This window comes from Pleomorphochaeta sp. DL1XJH-081, assembly GCF_049310885.1.
Taxonomy (GTDB): domain Bacteria; phylum Spirochaetota; class Spirochaetia; order Sphaerochaetales; family Sphaerochaetaceae; genus CAYZJV01.
Window position 1 is genome coordinate 219,619 of the sequence record NZ_JBMDYO010000001.1, and the last position, 17,036, is coordinate 236,654.

Here is a 17,036-nt window from a genome sequence, read left to right on the forward strand (position 1 = left end):
ACTCCTTAAGTAGATTCCGTTTTCCGTTGTATTTCTTTGCGAATTTCGTTGCATTGTCCCATGATTGCGTATCTGTCCAACGAGGATACGGAACGATCACGCATGAGCCACCTTCCTGCAACCATTGTATCTGCCACATCCCTACCGGATGCACTATAGACCAATGCAGTATACAGATCATTCGCAGTTCGTGTGACAAATGGGGAGAAATGTGGAGAATCGAGGTCGATGGCGATAAGGTCCGCCTGCTTGCCTACCTCGAGCGTACCGATGACATCTTCCAAACCGAGGGCTTGGGCTCCACAGATGGTAGCGAGGTGGACCGCCTCTCTTACATCACATATCGTCGGATCCTTCTCGGCTTGCTTCTGGATCAACATACCCACTTTGAGGTCCTGCAGAAGATCCAACGTGTTGTTGCTCTGGGCACCATCGGTACCAATGGACAATTGCACTCCCGCTTTTCGAAGTGCTCGATACGGCATGATGCCGGAGACAAGCTTAAGATTGCTTACCGGATTGTAGGAGACATGTACATCATGAGCTGCGAGAATATGGATATCTTCATCGGAAAGATGCACACAGTGAGCAGCGAGTATATGTCGGTCCAACACGCCTAGGTCTGCCAGCCAACGTGTGGGGGAAACCCCATGCAATCGGATGATGTCATGGTTCTCTTTATCTGTTTCCGATATATGGGTATGTATTATTACACCTGTAAGCTCTGAGATTTCCACCACTGCTTTCCATTGATCTGAAGTCACACTATAAGGGGCGTGAGGCCCCAGCCCAGCATGTATCAATGGATTTCGTCCCTTCCACTTTGCTATGAAATCAGCGGCGTTTTGTAGTATTTGTCCTTTCGATGCGTCACCATTTGCAAAGATAGTTGAACATACAAAAGCTCTCAAACCGCTTTCAGCGATAGCTTGGGCAGTGGTATCAGCCCAGTAGAATTGATCCGCAATGGTAGTGACGCCGTTGGAAATACTCTCCACACAAGCCAATCGAGTACCCCATTGTGCCCCCTGTGCATCCAAGAGTGCTTCGGCCGGCCACATGAGATCATTGAGCCAAGTATGCAATTCCACGTCCTCCCCCAGATTCCTGAAAAGGGGAGAATGGGTATGGATGTGGGTATTCACCAACCCAGGCATAACCAACTTCCCACTGAAATCCAGCTCCTCAAAAGGTTCTTGCGGAATAATCATTTCATCATCAGGTCCGATAAAAGTGATAATGCCATCTTCTATGACGATACATCCGTCTGGATGGAAGTGGTCGGATTCATCGATGGTGAGCACCACAGCATGGCGTAGTACGATTCTATGCATTACAATACCCCTAGCTTTGCCGGAGATTTTGCCTTTCGGCCGATTCCGACCAACACCAGCAATGTAATCACATACGGCATGATCTGGCTGATCTGTTCAGGCATTTGGATATAGGAGAACTGGAAACGTAGCGCTTGGGTAAAAGCGAACAAGAGACTCGCCAACAATGCTCCGATAGGATTCCAACCGCCAAGGATATTGGCTGCAATAGCCATGAATCCACGACCTGCAACCATATTGTTCACAAAAAGATTGCTATGGACTACAGAGAGATAAGCTCCTCCAAGAGCTGCAAGGGCACTACCCACAACGATTGCAAAGGTGCGGTATTTAGTCACCGGGATACCTGCAGTCGCAGCAGCCAAAGGATGTTCTCCAATCGAAGTCAAACGAAGCCCTATCTTGGTTTTCGCCAACACATAGGCGGCGAACAAAGCGATGAATAGTGATGCAATTATGAGTGGTGACTGATCGGAGAACATCGCTCCAACAACCGGAATCCGATTAAGAAGTGGTAAAGTAAATGTTCCCAACTGGTCAACGGTTCCACTGATACCTTCTTTGTTCCAAATCGACTTAACTGTGACTACTGTAAGACCGGCTGCAAGAGAATTGAGTCCGATACCGATCACCGATTGGTTTGCTTTGAAGTAGAGCACGCAAAGGGCATAGAGGCCTCCCACGGCGACACCTGTGATCAATGCTACAATGAGACCGACTAAGGCACTACCAAAAATATGGGATCCCACTACAGCCCCCATGGCTCCCAAGAGCATGATACCTTCTATTCCCAGATTGATGACGCCGGATCGTTCACTGATGGACACTCCGATTGCGGCAAGAGCGATGGGAATGCTGAGACGAAACGTCATAAGCAACAGATTGACGATGGTAGAGAGTAATTCCATGATTTTCATCTCTCCTTTCTGTGTAGCAGATAACGAATGAAGTTGGGTGTCGCGATGAATATGATCACCAAACCTTGGATGACTTTGTCGATATGGGCCGAAACACCTTCCATGAGCCCCATCTGCATAGCTCCTGCCTGTAACCCTCCGAAGAGGATTGCAGCCAAAATGATGCCTATGGGAGTACCTTGCCCGATAAATGCGATCGCAATGCCAGTAAATCCGATGCCTGGAGAAAACCCATCGATGAATCGGCCGTATGTGCCGAAAACTTCGAAAATACCTGCCATGGAAGCCAGTGCTCCCGATACCGCCATTACCAAAATGGTAGTCCATACGTTGTGGACACCACCTGTGCCGGCGGCATTCGGGTTGTTGCCCAAGGCCTTCACCTCATACCCGAATACCGTATGACGGAAAACAAACCAATAGACAAAGCACATGAACAATGCGATATAGAGGCTGGTGGTCAGCTGACTGTTCGCTACGATTGTTGGCAACTGCATCCCTGCGGGGAGAGTTTCTGTTTGGGGAGTCATGCTCCCTTCCTGCATCAGATGGTTATTCACGAAATAACTGGTGAGCAGTTGCGCAATATAGTTGAGCATGATGGCAACGATGACTTCGTTGATCTGCAACTTGGCTTTGATTAAGCCAATGGCACCTCCCCATGCCATACCGGCAACCATTCCTGCTAGGACCGCAAGAGGAAGGGAAACTACGAGTGGTAGCGAGTTCCCCAAAGCCAATGCAACCACAGCACTGGTAAATCCACCAATGTACAACTGTCCTTCTCCGCCGATATTGAACATCCCACCTTTCAGTGCGAATCCAACAGCGAGACCCACGAAAATAAGAGGCACGCTACGGCATAAGGTGAGCGAAATGGCGTATAGGGAACCAAAGGAACCTCGGAACAGCGCCATGTAGGCATTGAAGGGATTGTATCCCATCGCGAGCATGATAAAGGCTACCAGAACGAATGAGACTCCTATCGCCAGAAGGGAATACCAGAGGCTTTCCCAATTCTTACTCATGCCCGCATTGGCACGTATGTTGTGTTTGCCCATGCTCATTTCCCTCCTGCCATATAGAGGCCCAATTCTTCCTTGGTGAAATCCTCGGCATTGCGTTCCGCGATTATTCCACCTTTATAGAGGACTCCGATGCGGTCGCTCATCTCCATGATCTCGGAAAGTTCGGTCGATATGAGGAGTATGGCTTGCCCACGATCACGCAATTTCAGCAATTGGTTATGGATATAGTCTATTGCACCAATATCCAAACCCCGTACGGGTTGGGCGGCCACCAACAATACGGGATCCATGCCGACTTCACGGCTGAACACCAGTTTCTGTTGGTTACCACCAGATAATTCCGAGATATGTTGTTCAGTGGAGGAGACCTTGATCGAATAGGCATTAATCATGGAATCCGCATATGCGTGCAAAGCCGAATGTCGCACCAATCCTTTTGAAGAAAAGCGTTCATTGCGCTGCAAACCAAGCAGGAAATTATCGATCAACGACATATCTGGCAAAATCGCGTCCTTATGTCGGTCGGAGGGGATGATGCCAAGACCCAAATGCTTGCGCTTTGATACGGAACAAGACGTGACATCGACACCATTGAGCTTCACCCTCCCATTCTTGGGACGTGCCGATCCTACGATGAAACGTTCCAGCTCCTGCTGTCCATTGCCATCAACTCCGGCGATACCATAGATTTCACCAGCTCTCACCGTGATGTCTATCGTATGGTCAGAATTTTCGAAAATCTTCAGATCATGTATCTCAAGCACTGGTTCGCCAGGACAACAGGCTCCTTTGTTGGTCACCAAATCAACCTCATGCCCCACCATCATGGTGGCCAAAGCTTCGGGATTCGTATCTTTGGTTTCAACCGTCCCCACAAAATATCCGCTGCGTAATACAGTCACGCGATCTGACAAACGCATGGTCTCCTGAAGCTTGTGGGTGATAAAGATGATGGTCTTGCCCTGCTTCCTCATATCATCCAAAATCCTAAAGAGGACATCGACCTCCTGAGGGGTAAGCACTGCTGTGGGTTCGTCGAGAATGATGATGTCCGCTCCTCGATAGACTGCCTTGAAGATCTCGACTCTCTGCATTTCACCTACACTCAATTGTGAGACTTTGCTATCGAGATTGAAATCGAAGTGGTACAACTGTTCGAGTACTTCAATACGTTCCCTGCAAGCCTCGTAGTCAATTGCAAAGGAACCTTCTTCGCTGCCCAAAATGATGTTCTGTAGCACCGTCATGGATTCCACGAGCATGAAGTGTTGGTGCACCATACCAATAGCCAGACTTTGGGCCATTCGGGGAGTGGGAATCTCAACAGGAACTTCGTTGATCTCGATTGCACCCGAATCGGCTTGGTAAAGACCATAAAGAATATTCATGAGCGTAGATTTTCCTGCACCGTTCTCACCAAGAAGACAGTGGACTTCCCCTGCCCGGATCTGTAAATTGACATCCGATAAGGCAACGGTGGTACCAAATGTCTTGGTGATGTGGCTCATTCGTATAGCATCCATGACGAATCTCCCAATCGAGCGCCCCGCGAGGCAACAATGTCGCACATCACGGGACGCAAATTTAAAGGTAAATTATTGTCTTGTTAGCTCAGTAGGAGTTGGATGCCAAGAAGGCTTCCACATCCTTATGGGCGTTGGGAACAACAAGCTCTCCCGCGATGATCGCATCTTTGATGTCTTCAACCACGGCGATAATATCTTCATCTATGGGGACATTGCTTTCGGCAACCGTGTAGCCGATTCCATCACTTGCGAGGCCCAAAACCGACAATCCTCCGGTCTTTAGATCTCCGTTCACCAAACTCTGGGCAATGACGAAAGCAGCATTGTCCACGCGTTTGAGCATGCTCGCCATGATGTGGTCCGGATCAATCACATTTTGGTTGGAGTTGACTCCAATCGCGTAGAAATCCTTTTCCTTGGCAGCCTGAAAGAGTCCAAGCCCAGAACCACCAGCAGCATGGTAAATGATGTCCGCACCCTGGGAGAACTGCTTGAGGGCAATCTCTTTCGCAGTGGTGATATCACTGAAGGGAGCATTTCCACCCACGTAGTTCGCCACCACCTTGATATCGGAATTCACATAACGCGCACCAGCCTCATATCCGGCATAAAAACGGTCCAACAAAGGGATGTCCAGAGCGGAGATGAAGCCGAGGGTATTGTTCTGCTTCACTGAATCGGTCTTTTTCACCAATCCCGCCAATGCACCGACAAGGAAGGAGCCCTCCTCTTCCTTGGAGACAAAGCTTGCCACGTTAGGAAGGTCGACATTTTCATCGATTATGGCGAACTTCTGGTTCGGAAACTGGGGTGCAACTTTCTTCAAAGGTTCCACCTGATCGTAACCGACCGAAATTATCACATCGTACATCTTCGTTGAAGACATCTGCTGCAAGAAAGTTTCGAAGTCGGCGATGGATTGTGGTTCGACATAATCGAAATCGATACCCAGCTCGTTCTGAGCCCTCTCGAGTCCATCATAGACCAAATCGTTGTAAGACAGGTCTCCGAGTCCGCCAACCCCAAGAATCATACCAATCTTGATATCCGACGAAGAAGTGGCTTCGGTTTCTTTAGCGCCACCGGCGAACAGGAGTGTGCCGACGAGCAACATCACACCAACAAGCAGGAATGGGTTTCTTTTCATGTGTTTTTCTCCTTTGTACTTGTATGCCAAAATATGTAACTTGTTGTACAAGTTGTTTCTCATAATAGCACACCCCTATCCCATGTCAAGAAGAAAAAGAAAGAATTCTGGATTTTTCAAAGTGGTAGGATCGAGTGAACCAAAACACTACATGGTGGGCATACGCCGGGCATTTACCATCATATCAAAATAGGCGGGATCCAAATAGTATTTGTTTTGTGCTATAGGTTTACCATCGGAAGTAAAAAGCGTCTCACTGAGAAGCATCAAAGACGGAGCCGCCATTTGCTCTGGTGTCAGAGAAAACTCCTTCCTAGTCGAAAGAGTGATATGGGTCGTGCTGTGGGGACACAAGGAATAGATGGTGTGGTCCATGAACTCGAGCACCGCGGCCTTGTCGGCGATATCCACACCCTGTTCCGTCATCTTGGCAAGATCAGTGAAGGAGAAACAGAATGCCACAAGTCGAGATGTTGAGCGATACCAACGGTCGCTCGCCATCATCACGGTACTTTGAGGGTAGCCGAACAGTTGCACCACATAATCACTGGCAGCTTCGAAACGAATATCGATCTTGATGTCGTCGATATTGATACGGGAAAACCCATGGACAGGATTCGCCACTCCTTCGGCCCCAATGGTGGATCTGGGTTTCAGGCTGGTAATGAAGTTTCCCTTACCATGCACACGACGAACGATTCCATCTTCCCCTAGAAGCATCAAGGATTGACGCAGCGTCATGCGGCTTACCCCAAACTCGGCTGCCAATTGGTTTTCCCCAGGCAATTGATCCCCTTCCCGATACCCTTCATCATTGATCTTCTGGTAAAGTTTCTCGTAGACTTCCACATGGAGGTATTTCCTTTGAGGTATCCCCTGGGAGGTTTCATTCTCTGCCATCTTCTCACCATCTTCCTTTGTCAAATATTCTCGTACAACTGCCGCTGCAATGCGCGGTATTGTTGGCTGTCAATTTCGATCTTTCCCTTACGGCTATCCACCAACCCCTCATGCCGTAGTTTTGCCAACTTGCGGTACAAAGTTCTCAGATTCATGTTCAATTCCGCGGCCATGGTTTCCTTCTCCACCGGGAGAACAACCGGGAACTTCTGTTTTTTACAGGATTCGAGGATGTACCATACCAGATTCTGACGGTCGGTGTGAAGTGTCATTCGATCGCTTCGGTCCAATAGGCGATGTATAAAGGTTGCTAAAAAACTCACCGAGTAGGAGGCTACTTCGGTATTTATGGTGAGTTGTTGTGCATACACCCGAGCTGACACGGAGAAGAAGATGCAATCCGTCTGGGTTTGTACATCGGCTGTGTGCTGAGGTAACTTCGCCACAAGTTCGTAAAGACCGAAAATCTGTGGTGGCAGCACATTGCCTGCCATGACAACCTTACCATCACTGCCATGGTTAAGCACCTGACATTTGCCATCCAAAAGAATGTGAATCCTCTCAATAGGATCCTCTGTCCTAATGACGACTTTCCCCTCAGGATATCGAACCAAACGTTTACCAGCACCCTCCCATTGGGCGAATGTTTCGCCGAGTAGCTTGTGATCGGTTGGGCTATCCATGACTGAACGTAATGCCGCCGCAAGTTGAGTATCGATCATTTTAAATTTTTTTTGCAATAACTGACAATTGTCATGTATCTACCTTCGCCAGCATACTACCATGGAATCGTGACATTGCCAATGACAAATATGGAGGATGACATGGATACATGGAAAGAGACGGTACTGAACATTGTGAAGAATACGACATTGACGCACCAACAGGCTATGATGAACCTTGCCGATGTGGCTGTATCGCAAGAGGGATTTTGGGAAACCTCACCAGATTTCGATCGATTGCACCAGCTCGGCATAGTGTGCGACATGAGTGAGCCAAGAGCAGCCTATGCTCCACGGTATGCCCTACCCGACTATGAAAAACTCATGCGTGAGGGTAGTGAATTTCTTCGTTTAGAACCACCGAAGACACTTGATGAAGCCATCCATGCATTGCAAATCTTCTACCTTCAAGTACCGTCTGTGACCCATATGCCGGTGTACTTGGGAAATATTGACATGCTGTTGAATCCATTCGTTCTCGACAAAGATGAAGCACGCCCCAAAATTGAACGATTCTTGGATTTCATTGGAAAGGCACTACCGAACTCGTTCTGTCACGCTAACATTGGTCCTGAAGAAACCTTGGCGGGTAGATTAATTATCGAAATCGAAACCGAACGACAGGAGGCGGTACCTGGAATCACGCTATTGTACGACAGGGAAATCACTTCCCAGAGTTTCGCTGAAGCTTGTGTGACATGTGCTTTGGCGTGTGCAAAACCAAGTTTCGCCAATCACTCGATCTATTCACAGCAACATCTCGATAGTCCAAAAGGATATGGTATCGCCAGCTGCTACAATGCATTGTCAGTAGGAGGAGGAGCCTATACGCTATCCCGTATAGTACTCAAGAGAGCTGCCGACCAAGCCAAGGATATACGCGAATTCCTCGATTCGGTTATCCCAAATGCGGTTACGGCCCTCACATCATTCATGGATGCCAAGATTCGATTCCTTGTGGAGCAAAGTCACTTTTTCTCTTCCAGCTTCCTTGTGAAAGAGGGCTTTTTGCATCGAGATCGGTTCACCGGCATGTTTGGTGTCGTGGGACTACATGAGGCGGTGAACATCCTGATGGAAAAAGAAGGAAAGACCGCCAGATATGGGGTGGATGAAGAAGCTGATGCGCTTGGCCAGTTGATCATGGATACATTGGAGTCGTTGGTCCACCGCCATACCAATGCTTACTGTGAAATTTCAGGAAGCCATTTCGTATTGCATGCACAGGTAGGAATCGACTCCGATATCGGAATAAGCCCGGGTGCCCGGATCGCCATTGGAGAAGAGATCCCTCTGTACAACCATCTACGGCATGCCGGAAAGTTCCATAAATATTTCCCAAGCGGTACCGGAGACATCTTCCCCTTCGACTCAACCTACCAACAGAACCCATCGAGTGTGCTAGACATCATTAATGGCGGTTTTGGTGTAGGCATGCAGTATCTTTCCACCTACAGTGCCGACAGCGATGTGATCAGGATAACCGGATATTTGGCAAAGCGTTCGGATATGGAAGCGTTGGATAATGGTGAAGTAGTTCAACAGAACAATACGATTTGGGGACTTGGAGAAGTGCACAACGGTCGAATCCTGGAACGGAAGGTGCGTTCATGAGATCTTTGCTCCCGGTGAACAAGATCATTCCATCGAGTTGTGTGGATGGACCTGGCAATCGCACAGTCGTATTTTTCCAAGGGTGCAATTTTAATTGCACCTACTGTCACAATCCCGAAACAATCAATCGTTGTAACGATTGTGGCCTGTGCGTCCCCGGATGCCCAAGCAATGCCTTGACTCTTCATGATGGGAAAGTGGCATGGGATCAAGAGCGTTGCATTGGTTGTGACGGCTGCATTTCGGTATGTCCACACAGCGCATCACCAAAGGTGCGGTTCTTGAATGTGGAGGAGGTTGCTGTAGAGGTTGAAAGGAATCTTCCTTTTATTCGCGGCGTGACATTTTCAGGTGGCGAGTGTATGCTGCAAGCCGAATTGCTGGCTCCCTTGAGTGAACGATTGCATGAATCGGTGGGATCGGTGCTCCTTGACAGTAACGGAAGTATTGATTTCAGTACACAATTGTCATTGTTGAATGCATGCGATGGGGTGATGCTGGATATGAAGTGTTTTAATGAGAAATCACACAAAGAGCTTACCGGGAAAAGCAATAAAGCGGTTTTACAGAATGCAGAATATTTGGCTAAAAATGGAAAACTGACCGAAGTACGAACGGTTGTGATTCCCGAAGTCCTTCCCAATGAAGAAACTGTCATACAAACCGCCAAACTCATCGCATCTCATATTCCTGATGGCCTTACAGTTACCTATAAACTGATTCGCTTCCGCGCGCACGGAACCAAGAAGGAGGCGAAAAAGTACGAAACACCAACGCTAGAATACATGAGAAAGTTGAAGCAATTGGTGGCAGGGTATAGCTGCCTTGAAGTGAAAATAATCTAATTATTGTTGAATTTTTAAAATTTAATAACGTAAATTATCACATTGAGTAAAACACATTATCACGAAAGATTAGCCGGATAGAAAAAGATGCTCTGTAATGCAGAGGACATTCTTATCACTATGGTACTGCGATTCAAAAAGCTTGTCTGCTCCTCAGATCAACTCAGTCAAAGCAGACTTCACATGTTTTGAAGCGACGACTTGAACCTTTTCCATCGAAACTGCAAAAAGTGTTTCCTTACATAAGGAATTCGCTCTGCATAGTAGCCCTCCGGAATCTTGGTGAACTGCCATAATCGCTGCATCGGAGATTATTGGCATCTTGGCTCCTATAAGCGTAATATGATGAGCGATGTATTAGGTCATGACATCTTTGTGAATAGCCTCCAAATGGCTGCGACCTATGATGCGAGAAGCCAACGGTCTAGCCTAAGGATACATCAACTTGTGTAACAACGTATCTTGCTTACAAAGGATCTTCGGGACGAGGAGAGAACAATTGAGGTTCTATTTGGTAAGTAGATGCAGTTGTGCAAAGATCTGATCACGCATCATCAAGGGTCTCTTGTAGGAATTCGACCATGGTTTAGCTTCCGGCGATGAATATCAATATTTAGTGTGCCTTAGCTCAAGGTTTTGCCTCCGGCTTCCTTCAGATTCCATCTCGCGATGGACACCCTTGCCTTCAGCTAGCGGTAGGCACTGCAACCCCCACAGAAGACTTTCACCTCCTAGATAAGCACCATGCTCGGCGCACCCAATAAAAAGCCACCCTCAACTGCTCTGAGAATGGCTTTTAAATACTTACAGTATATAGAATTTTTTGGGCGCGATTGGGTTTGAACCAACGACTTCTACCGTGTGAAGGTAGCACTCTCCCGCTGAGTTACGCGCCCGTTAATGTGTAAGCTATAGTACGGGAATTCAATATTTTTGTCCATATGCCGAATAAAACTCTATTACAAACGAGAGAGCCTATCTGTAGCCTCATTGTGATTTGAGAGGAAAAGAACATGGTCTGCCCTATTACTCTCATACATAAAGTCTTTGAGGCTGGTACTCGTAAACTGAGAGAAATCGCCAACAATCGCTAATTTCATGGAATAAGTGACGAATTTCTGAAGGATATCCCCTGCAAGACCAGAACTTAAGTCGAAGAACCGCCGATCAATCGCAGACGCATCCAAAATCATCCGATCACAAGAGGTTTCATACCGCACCGAAGCCATGAGATCCAAGGCCTCTCCAACATCTTGAAAGACTGGTTGGTCAACTTTCACATGAGCAATCCCCACGCCCCTGTTTCGTAATACCGTAATATTCATGCATATTCCTTTCATCGTATTGGTCTGATTAGGACCTATACCGCAGACTTACTTGCGGCAACATCTCAAGAGCGAGCTGTTGGTGGGGCTGTCCTTGTATCGGCATCCATAATAATACATAGGCCATCTCGGTTGCGATGGAGAAATGCTCAAACAAGAGTGCCTCTACCCCTACTCCACTCCCGAAAGCGAATTCGGGATTAAAATCGTCGGAAGCCGTCTCTTGATACCCCCTATGGTTGATCCCTGCAAATAGATATACCCGTCCGCTCAACCAAGAAGCAAAATCATCCTCATAAAGCGAGTACAATCCCTCTATACCAGAGCATTGTAGATATAAAGGTCCTGTCCATCACCGGTGAGAGGATGGTAGAGACCACCAGCTGCGACCTGATACCCCCATGAGCCATCCCAATGTTGGTAGCTCAAACCAATACCGGCAACCCGTCCGACTTGACCCCCCAAAGCTCTGGGAAAATGTTGGAAAGGCAGCTCTTGCGCATAGGCTACAGCAGAAACAAACACATAGATGCAAACGCTTAAGAGAAGTGTTCGAATAGGTTTTCTCATACCGAGAGTTTACCACGAAACCCCCTGGCTCCATAGTAGGAAGAGGCTCCATTATGATAGACAAATACATGATCGTATCGCCTATCACAGAACAAAGCTCCACCCAATAAACGAATCGGCTCCGGAGTCAGGATCCAACTGGATGTTTTCAGATCGAATTCTCCCAATTGCTGTAATTTCCGATAATCGGTCTCATCCAATAATCCTATACCCATTTCGTGAGCCATTCCAACTGCACTGTGGAGTGGTTTATGCTCTTTTCGGTCATTGAGCGCCAACTCATCATAACAGATACTTCTTCTTCCCTTTGGACTCTCTGCAGAACAGTCATAAAAGAGGTAAGAGTTGGTAGCAGGGTTATAATCAACGACATCCGGTTCTCCACCGGTACGTTCCATCTCGTGCAGTGACCACACTTTTTCAGGTTGTTGGCGCAATTTTTCCACAACATCTTCCCATACAATCTGTGCGTGTCTATTCTTATGTTCCTCGAATCGTTTACCTAGGATAGACAACAACTCGGTAAATTCCTGTTCGGATATACTCTTACCCATGTCTTATCCTCCTTCCATATTAAAAATATAGTAGGGGGATAGATCAAATGGCAACAGTCTATAGCGAGGACTTGAAGCGAGGGGGACAGTAAGGACATCCCCCTCATCTGAAATTTCTCAATCGGCTAACAATACAATCGCATCATGAGGAGGAAGTACCAAGGTACCTAGAATCGGTTTCCCACTATTGGTCTCGGTATCCAGAATCCCTTTTATCCTTCTAATATTGCTCCTAGCGAGGGACCCTGAAATATCGTCAAGCGAAATCTCGCGTTCCATATCCGTCGCATTGACCAGGACGATACCATGCTCGAAATCCCGTCTGAATACTCCCGATTCCGCCATCGTGACAGTGAGATTCCGAATTTCAACCACACCTTTTTTCCCCACATTCATCCTGTAGATTATCTCGTCTTTTGGATTTACCGTAGTATGGAACTGCACATGACCATTGGAACCTTTGAGCAGACCAGAAAGATCGAAATAGTCTCTCCACTTGTCATCAACTGTAACCCCTATTGTTGTGATAGTAGAAGTTGTCTCCAAGATCTCATAGTCGAATTCCATGACAAATTGTCTGCTCTCCGAATCTGTATTGCGTCCTTTATAAACAATCCTCGATTTGGTTCCTTTGTTGCCAAGAAGAGATGGTTCTGGTTTCGCCACAACTTCAACCTTGTTCCTGACAATTTCTTCTGCAGGACCGAGAGCTTGTCCTAACCATCCTTTTCCCGAAAAATCATGGGTACTTCGACCTGAATCATCAACCAGCATCTCATCGAAGAAGAACGGAGTACTTCTCATATCGCCAAGGTCGAACTCATAGAAAGCATCGGTGAGAAGAGCAGAGCCGATAGCAAAACGTTGAAAGTCGAGATCCTGTTCTTCGGGTTCACGTTTATCCTCAGGAACGTCCCAGTTCGGATGGATGGGGGTTGCCTGCAGGACAATGATCGACGGTTGGGCATAAAGATCCTTGAAACGCCAACAATTGTATAGATTCCAGCACCATTGGGCTTCACTGTACATATCTCGATCTTCAGTGAGATACCAAGCATTGTTAAAATAGGTTATTGCCACACCGTTCGTCAATGGTGCGATCGTCTGGTCGAAAGAAGGCCCGGTTAGAATGATTTCATTGAAACCGAATTGTTTACGTAAACTGCGAAGCATGGTCAATGACGCACTCGCAGTCATCTCATGAGCCCAGATCAGCGTCTCATCCTTCTTGAAATTCCGGTTGTAATCGGCCTTGATTTTTGTCGATGTGTAAGCTCCTGGAATTCCATCATGAGTACTGGTTTTGAACTGGTCGAGGAATAAACCATCCCATGTACCATCCTCTACATGGAGATCCATTACCGCGCTTGCCCAATAGTCAAGATACTTTTGACCTTCAGCATTGTATGGACAGAAAGGAGAGACGTTCAAAAGGATATCGTGGTAGTCCTTCGACTCATTCAAGACATTGCCCTTTGGGTCACGAAGATACCAATCTTCTTCAATTCCTTCGGGGAATAATACCTCAGCTGAAGCCAAAGGATTCGCATATTGTTCAATCATCCACTTATCAATCCCGAAGCTGTGAGATTCCATCTTTGGAAGTAAGACGATATCGGGATTTTGCTGTCGTAGTCTCAGCGATACCGCCGGATCGTTGGTACTGTGTCTTGGATGGAGCCCAACAACTATATCGTAGAAAGCCAACCTTCGTTCAAGTTCCATAGAATTCATCAATGGCTTGTCCCCTATCTGGGTACCTCCTCCATCTGGGGCTATCCACTCTGTGAAGCCGAACTGGATATTCCCTAGCCTCGGGTATGCAGTTGAAGCCAATAGCTGCGCGGGATGGTCTTCCATTGTCCGATTTTCAGGACGTTGGAGAGAAACCTCAATATTCGCTATCTCAATACTTACTCCATCAAGCACTCTCAAATCGATGACATAGGGGATATCCTTCTCTCCTGTCTTCAAACCACAGATGAAATGTCCTCCATCTATTTCGAAACCTGGAATATTTATACTATTGCGCTCTTCGTCTGCATCCGCAGAATTGTACATATTCACATAGCCAATATATTCGTGGTTCTTGCCATTTCTTAGCAGTTTCCAATCGAACTCAAGGATAAGAACGACATCTTCCGGAAGATCTACCATGGATGGTTTGGTAGATAATTTTGCCCAACCGTTCAAGTAGATGCTGTTGGTGGCTCCAGCGATGGAACTTTTGCCAATGTAATGATTCCCCTCTACCGTGACATAGGGACTATGGATTGGCAATGCACTTGTCGTGTCCTCACAAGCGACAATAGCGCCTGTCTTGAGGTCCTTGATCCTGATATCGGTTACTGCGATCTTTCCTTTGTTAATAACATTCATTAGTAGCCGATAATCAGAATAATCCTTCAGTTGGAAAGCCATGACAGCTTCACCCTTGCTACCGGCCGGTTCGTTGATATACATACTCTGCTCGACCCAATCATCGCGCGAGGAACCGGTTTCAGAGTAGAAAAGGACCTCAAAGCCCTCATCTGGAGTCTCCAACACCTTGTAATTAAACCGAAGCTCATATCTTCCTCGTGGTGTAAGAGGTATCAGATGGGGATCCGTCCGATAATACTGGAGGAATTTCTCTTTCCCAGTCGAATACCCTATAATCCAACGATCGTGTTCTTCTGTGGGGAAAGATCCGATTTCACCAAGCTCGAAACCTCGACCTGGACCACGCTGCATGGTAGAAAAATCTTCAACAGCCCATAATTCGTATACCCGTCCATAACCTGCTGCTCCATCGGGAACGGATAGGGGTGAATTCTCCAAATCTTCATAAGTTGGAGAATACTGCAATGCGGCGTCGGTTTCTTGTTGTGTGGAAGCACACGAATTAAAAAGCAATGACACTAACAGGACAACGCCAGCAACAAAAGGGATATACCCTTTGGCCAAACGACAGTCCATTTTTTGCTCCTTATCTCTTTGAGCCATTTCGGCTCCGCTTTCATTAAGGCACTCCTACACTACTAAGTCAATCCCATATTTTCTTACAATAACTAAAATAAATAGTATTTGAACGGGGCACTTCACTCGGTTATCATTTATTAACCAAAATAATTTTTCAGCCTTGTTTTAAAATATTGAAACCATTTTCCCATTCAGGCGTATAATAATTGGTACGATGGAGGAAGTAAAACAGCGCGATCAGTTCTCCTACATTGAAAAGCAAGCTCAGGTTGAAGATAGCGACGCTCAGTTAGTCTATCGTACTCTCCATGAGGACAAAAACGCCTACGCAGAGATCGTAAAATCATACACACCGATTTTCTATTCTTTAATAAAACGATTCAGCCCCAACAAATCACCAGAAACCATAGAAGACGAACTTCAGGAAATCTTCATCCATATATACAAAGCTCTGCCATCGTACCAAGAGGGAAACCCGTTTTACTCTTGGGCGTATACCATTGCGATCAATTGGATCCGCTCACAATATCGGAAAGACCGAAGAACGAAGAAGCAGAAGATCGTTACCTATGACGAGCAGATTGGAACCCTACAAGGTTTTCAAAGCACCGATGCACCTGAACATGCATTGCTGGTAAAAGAGGCCTCGAACCTGTTGGATCAAGCGCTTCAGAATCTCAAACAAGCATATCGGGAAGTATTCATTCTCAGGATAATACAGAACCTCTCGGTATCTGAGGCAGCCAAGATCCTGAAACTCCCCGAAGGTACAGTAAAAACATATTTGCACCGGGGACGCCAACAATTACGAAAATGGCTGATAAAACACCAGTGGTATAATGATTGATAAAGAATGTGAAACCATTTGAAAAACCCTGCGTATAGGGTTTATAGAAACTGAAGGAGATGGAAAGATGACCTGTAGAGCATGCAAAACATACCTGGATCATTGGCTACAAGAGCAATTGGGATCCAATATATTGATTGATGACATGCTACCAATCGCTCCACAAGTCGCGGACCATCTATCCACGTGTCATGGATGTGCCACGTACTACGAGACCATAAAGATGGTGTTCGGTACATCAGACAATCTGGGAGTGCAAGCCACTCCAATTCCTGCAGGCATGGAAGATCGGATCTCGGCATCTGTACTTGAACGTATCCAGAGAGATGAAGATGTAAACAGCAAATTCAAGAAGCGGAATTCCCATTTCTACAAATATGTGATGGCCGCTGCAGTATTAGCAATGGTTCTCCTACCTTTCGTTGGAAGACAAGACAGTGGCTTCAAACCAACAGACAACGTCGGGGCAGAGCTGGCACAAGTGAGGCTGGAAATTGAGGCGCCCCACGCCGAGAGTGTGGTTGTAGTTGGAGATTGGAACAATTGGGATACACAATCGCACTATTTAGCCAGAGGTGACCAGGGGGAGACTTGGAGCATCGAGATGGAATTGGAACAGGGTAAGGAATATCGTTACCAATTCGTCATCGATGGAGAACGCTGGATAGCCGATCCAAACGCCTATCTTCAGGTAGACGATGGATTCGGTGGAATAAATTCAGTTCTAGAAATGTAGGAGATATGTA

17 protein-coding genes and 1 tRNA gene are annotated in these 17,036 nt (G+C 46.7%); 4 read left to right on the forward strand and 14 right to left on the reverse strand.

What is annotated here, in order from left to right:
• Positions 1-5: 5 nt before the first annotated feature.
• The 7 genes from ACODJP_RS00990 to ACODJP_RS01020 form a co-directional block, all read right to left on the reverse strand.
• Positions 6-1,334, reverse strand: coding sequence for an amidohydrolase family protein (locus ACODJP_RS00990; RefSeq protein WP_422477542.1), 1,329 nt, complete (start codon positions 1,332-1,334; stop codon positions 6-8).
• Positions 1,334-2,242 (reverse strand): ABC transporter permease, encoded by a 909-nt coding sequence (locus ACODJP_RS00995; RefSeq protein WP_422477544.1) that lies wholly within the window; start codon positions 2,240-2,242, stop codon positions 1,334-1,336. Before ACODJP_RS00995 ends, ACODJP_RS00990 begins: the two co-directional genes overlap by 1 nt.
• A gap of 5 nt (positions 2,243-2,247) precedes the next feature.
• A complete protein-coding gene (locus ACODJP_RS01000; RefSeq protein WP_422477546.1) occupies positions 2,248-3,312 on the reverse strand; it encodes an ABC transporter permease in 1,065 nt (354 codons plus the stop codon).
• A 2-nt stretch (positions 3,313-3,314) separates the two neighbouring features.
• Complete coding sequence (locus ACODJP_RS01005; protein WP_422477548.1) at positions 3,315-4,802, reverse strand: ABC transporter ATP-binding protein; 1,488 nt, start codon at positions 4,800-4,802, stop codon at positions 3,315-3,317.
• A gap of 88 nt (positions 4,803-4,890) precedes the next feature.
• The gene (locus tag ACODJP_RS01010) at positions 4,891-5,952 is read right to left on the reverse strand and encodes a BMP family lipoprotein (protein ID WP_422477550.1); all 1,062 of its coding nucleotides are present in this window, start codon (positions 5,950-5,952) and stop codon (positions 4,891-4,893) included.
• A gap of 147 nt (positions 5,953-6,099) precedes the next feature.
• Positions 6,100-6,852: a GntR family transcriptional regulator gene (locus ACODJP_RS01015; protein WP_422477552.1), complete on the reverse strand. Its 753-nt coding sequence runs from the start codon at positions 6,850-6,852 to the stop codon at positions 6,100-6,102.
• Positions 6,853-6,872: 20 nt separating this feature from the next.
• Positions 6,873-7,574, reverse strand: coding sequence for a Crp/Fnr family transcriptional regulator (locus ACODJP_RS01020; protein ID WP_422477554.1), 702 nt, complete (start codon positions 7,572-7,574; stop codon positions 6,873-6,875).
• A gap of 102 nt (positions 7,575-7,676) precedes the next feature.
• On the opposite strand from ACODJP_RS01020, the gene ACODJP_RS01025 reads away from it, so the two are divergent.
• Entirely contained in the window at positions 7,677-9,188 is a 1,512-nt protein-coding gene (locus tag ACODJP_RS01025; RefSeq protein WP_422477556.1) for a YjjI family glycine radical enzyme, read from the forward strand.
• Entirely contained in the window at positions 9,185-10,033 is an 849-nt protein-coding gene (locus ACODJP_RS01030) for a YjjW family glycine radical enzyme activase (RefSeq protein WP_422477558.1), read from the forward strand. The genes ACODJP_RS01025 and ACODJP_RS01030 overlap by 4 nt, the downstream gene beginning before the upstream one ends.
• A gap of 153 nt (positions 10,034-10,186) precedes the next feature.
• Here the strand turns inward: ACODJP_RS01030 and ACODJP_RS01035 are convergent, their stop codons facing one another.
• The 7 genes from ACODJP_RS01035 to ACODJP_RS01065 all read right to left on the reverse strand — a co-directional run bounded on the left by ACODJP_RS01035 (position 10,187) and on the right by ACODJP_RS01065 (position 15,440).
• Positions 10,187-10,354 (reverse strand): hypothetical protein, encoded by a 168-nt coding sequence (locus ACODJP_RS01035; protein WP_422477560.1) that lies wholly within the window; start codon positions 10,352-10,354, stop codon positions 10,187-10,189.
• A gap of 503 nt (positions 10,355-10,857) precedes the next feature.
• A tRNA-Val gene (locus ACODJP_RS01040) sits at positions 10,858-10,929 on the reverse strand.
• A 63-nt stretch (positions 10,930-10,992) separates the two neighbouring features.
• The gene (locus ACODJP_RS01045; protein ID WP_422477562.1) at positions 10,993-11,358 is read right to left on the reverse strand and encodes a DUF4180 domain-containing protein; all 366 of its coding nucleotides are present in this window, start codon (positions 11,356-11,358) and stop codon (positions 10,993-10,995) included.
• Between the two features lie 28 nt (positions 11,359-11,386).
• The gene (locus tag ACODJP_RS01050; RefSeq protein ID WP_422477564.1) at positions 11,387-11,632 is read right to left on the reverse strand and encodes a hypothetical protein; all 246 of its coding nucleotides are present in this window, start codon (positions 11,630-11,632) and stop codon (positions 11,387-11,389) included.
• A gap of 41 nt (positions 11,633-11,673) precedes the next feature.
• The gene (locus ACODJP_RS01055; RefSeq protein ID WP_422477566.1) at positions 11,674-11,928 is read right to left on the reverse strand and encodes a hypothetical protein; all 255 of its coding nucleotides are present in this window, start codon (positions 11,926-11,928) and stop codon (positions 11,674-11,676) included.
• Positions 11,925-12,482 carry a DUF4256 domain-containing protein gene (locus tag ACODJP_RS01060; RefSeq protein ID WP_422477568.1) on the reverse strand — a complete coding sequence of 186 codons (558 nt, stop codon included), beginning with the start codon at positions 12,480-12,482 and terminating at the stop codon, positions 11,925-11,927. The genes ACODJP_RS01055 and ACODJP_RS01060 overlap by 4 nt, the downstream gene beginning before the upstream one ends.
• Positions 12,483-12,599: 117 nt before the next feature.
• Entirely contained in the window at positions 12,600-15,440 is a 2,841-nt protein-coding gene (locus ACODJP_RS01065) for a hypothetical protein (protein WP_422477570.1), read from the reverse strand.
• Between the two features lie 217 nt (positions 15,441-15,657).
• Between ACODJP_RS01065 and ACODJP_RS01070 the strand changes: the two genes are divergently transcribed.
• Positions 15,658-16,290, forward strand: a complete 633-nt coding sequence (locus ACODJP_RS01070; protein ID WP_422477572.1) for an RNA polymerase sigma factor — start codon at positions 15,658-15,660, stop codon at positions 16,288-16,290.
• Positions 16,291-16,357: 67 nt separating this feature from the next.
• Positions 16,358-17,026, forward strand: a complete 669-nt coding sequence (locus ACODJP_RS01075; RefSeq protein ID WP_422477574.1) for a hypothetical protein — start codon at positions 16,358-16,360, stop codon at positions 17,024-17,026.
• Positions 17,027-17,036: the final 10 nt, after the last annotated feature.

Bases quoted from the DNA above. Each gene is read 5' to 3' on its own strand.
- ACODJP_RS01025 (WP_422477556.1), top strand. From the start codon at position 7,677: ATGGATACATGGAAAGAGACGGTACTGAACATTGTGAAGAATACGACA.
- ACODJP_RS00995 (WP_422477544.1), bottom strand. From the start codon at position 2,242: ATGGAATTACTCTCTACCATCGTCAATCTGTTGCTTATGACGTTTCGT.
- ACODJP_RS01030 (WP_422477558.1), top strand. From the start codon at position 9,185: ATGAGATCTTTGCTCCCGGTGAACAAGATCATTCCATCGAGTTGTGTG.
- ACODJP_RS01055 (WP_422477566.1), bottom strand. From the start codon at position 11,928: ATGAGAAAACCTATTCGAACACTTCTCTTAAGCGTTTGCATCTATGTG.
- ACODJP_RS01070 (WP_422477572.1), top strand. From the start codon at position 15,658: ATGGAGGAAGTAAAACAGCGCGATCAGTTCTCCTACATTGAAAAGCAA.
- ACODJP_RS01060 (WP_422477568.1), bottom strand. From the start codon at position 12,482: ATGGGTAAGAGTATATCCGAACAGGAATTTACCGAGTTGTTGTCTATC.
- ACODJP_RS01065 (WP_422477570.1), bottom strand. From the start codon at position 15,440: ATGGACTGTCGTTTGGCCAAAGGGTATATCCCTTTTGTTGCTGGCGTT.
- ACODJP_RS01000 (WP_422477546.1), bottom strand. From the start codon at position 3,312: ATGGGCAAACACAACATACGTGCCAATGCGGGCATGAGTAAGAATTGG.
- ACODJP_RS01010 (WP_422477550.1), bottom strand. From the start codon at position 5,952: ATGAAAAGAAACCCATTCCTGCTTGTTGGTGTGATGTTGCTCGTCGGC.
- ACODJP_RS01015 (WP_422477552.1), bottom strand. From the start codon at position 6,852: ATGGCAGAGAATGAAACCTCCCAGGGGATACCTCAAAGGAAATACCTC.
- ACODJP_RS01020 (WP_422477554.1), bottom strand. From the start codon at position 7,574: ATGATCGATACTCAACTTGCGGCGGCATTACGTTCAGTCATGGATAGC.
- ACODJP_RS01075 (WP_422477574.1), top strand. From the start codon at position 16,358: ATGACCTGTAGAGCATGCAAAACATACCTGGATCATTGGCTACAAGAG.
- ACODJP_RS01005 (WP_422477548.1), bottom strand. From the start codon at position 4,802: ATGGATGCTATACGAATGAGCCACATCACCAAGACATTTGGTACCACC.
- ACODJP_RS01045 (WP_422477562.1), bottom strand. From the start codon at position 11,358: ATGAATATTACGGTATTACGAAACAGGGGCGTGGGGATTGCTCATGTG.
- ACODJP_RS00990 (WP_422477542.1), bottom strand. From the start codon at position 1,334: ATGCATAGAATCGTACTACGCCATGCTGTGGTGCTCACCATCGATGAA.
- ACODJP_RS01035 (WP_422477560.1), bottom strand. From the start codon at position 10,354: ATGCCAATAATCTCCGATGCAGCGATTATGGCAGTTCACCAAGATTCC.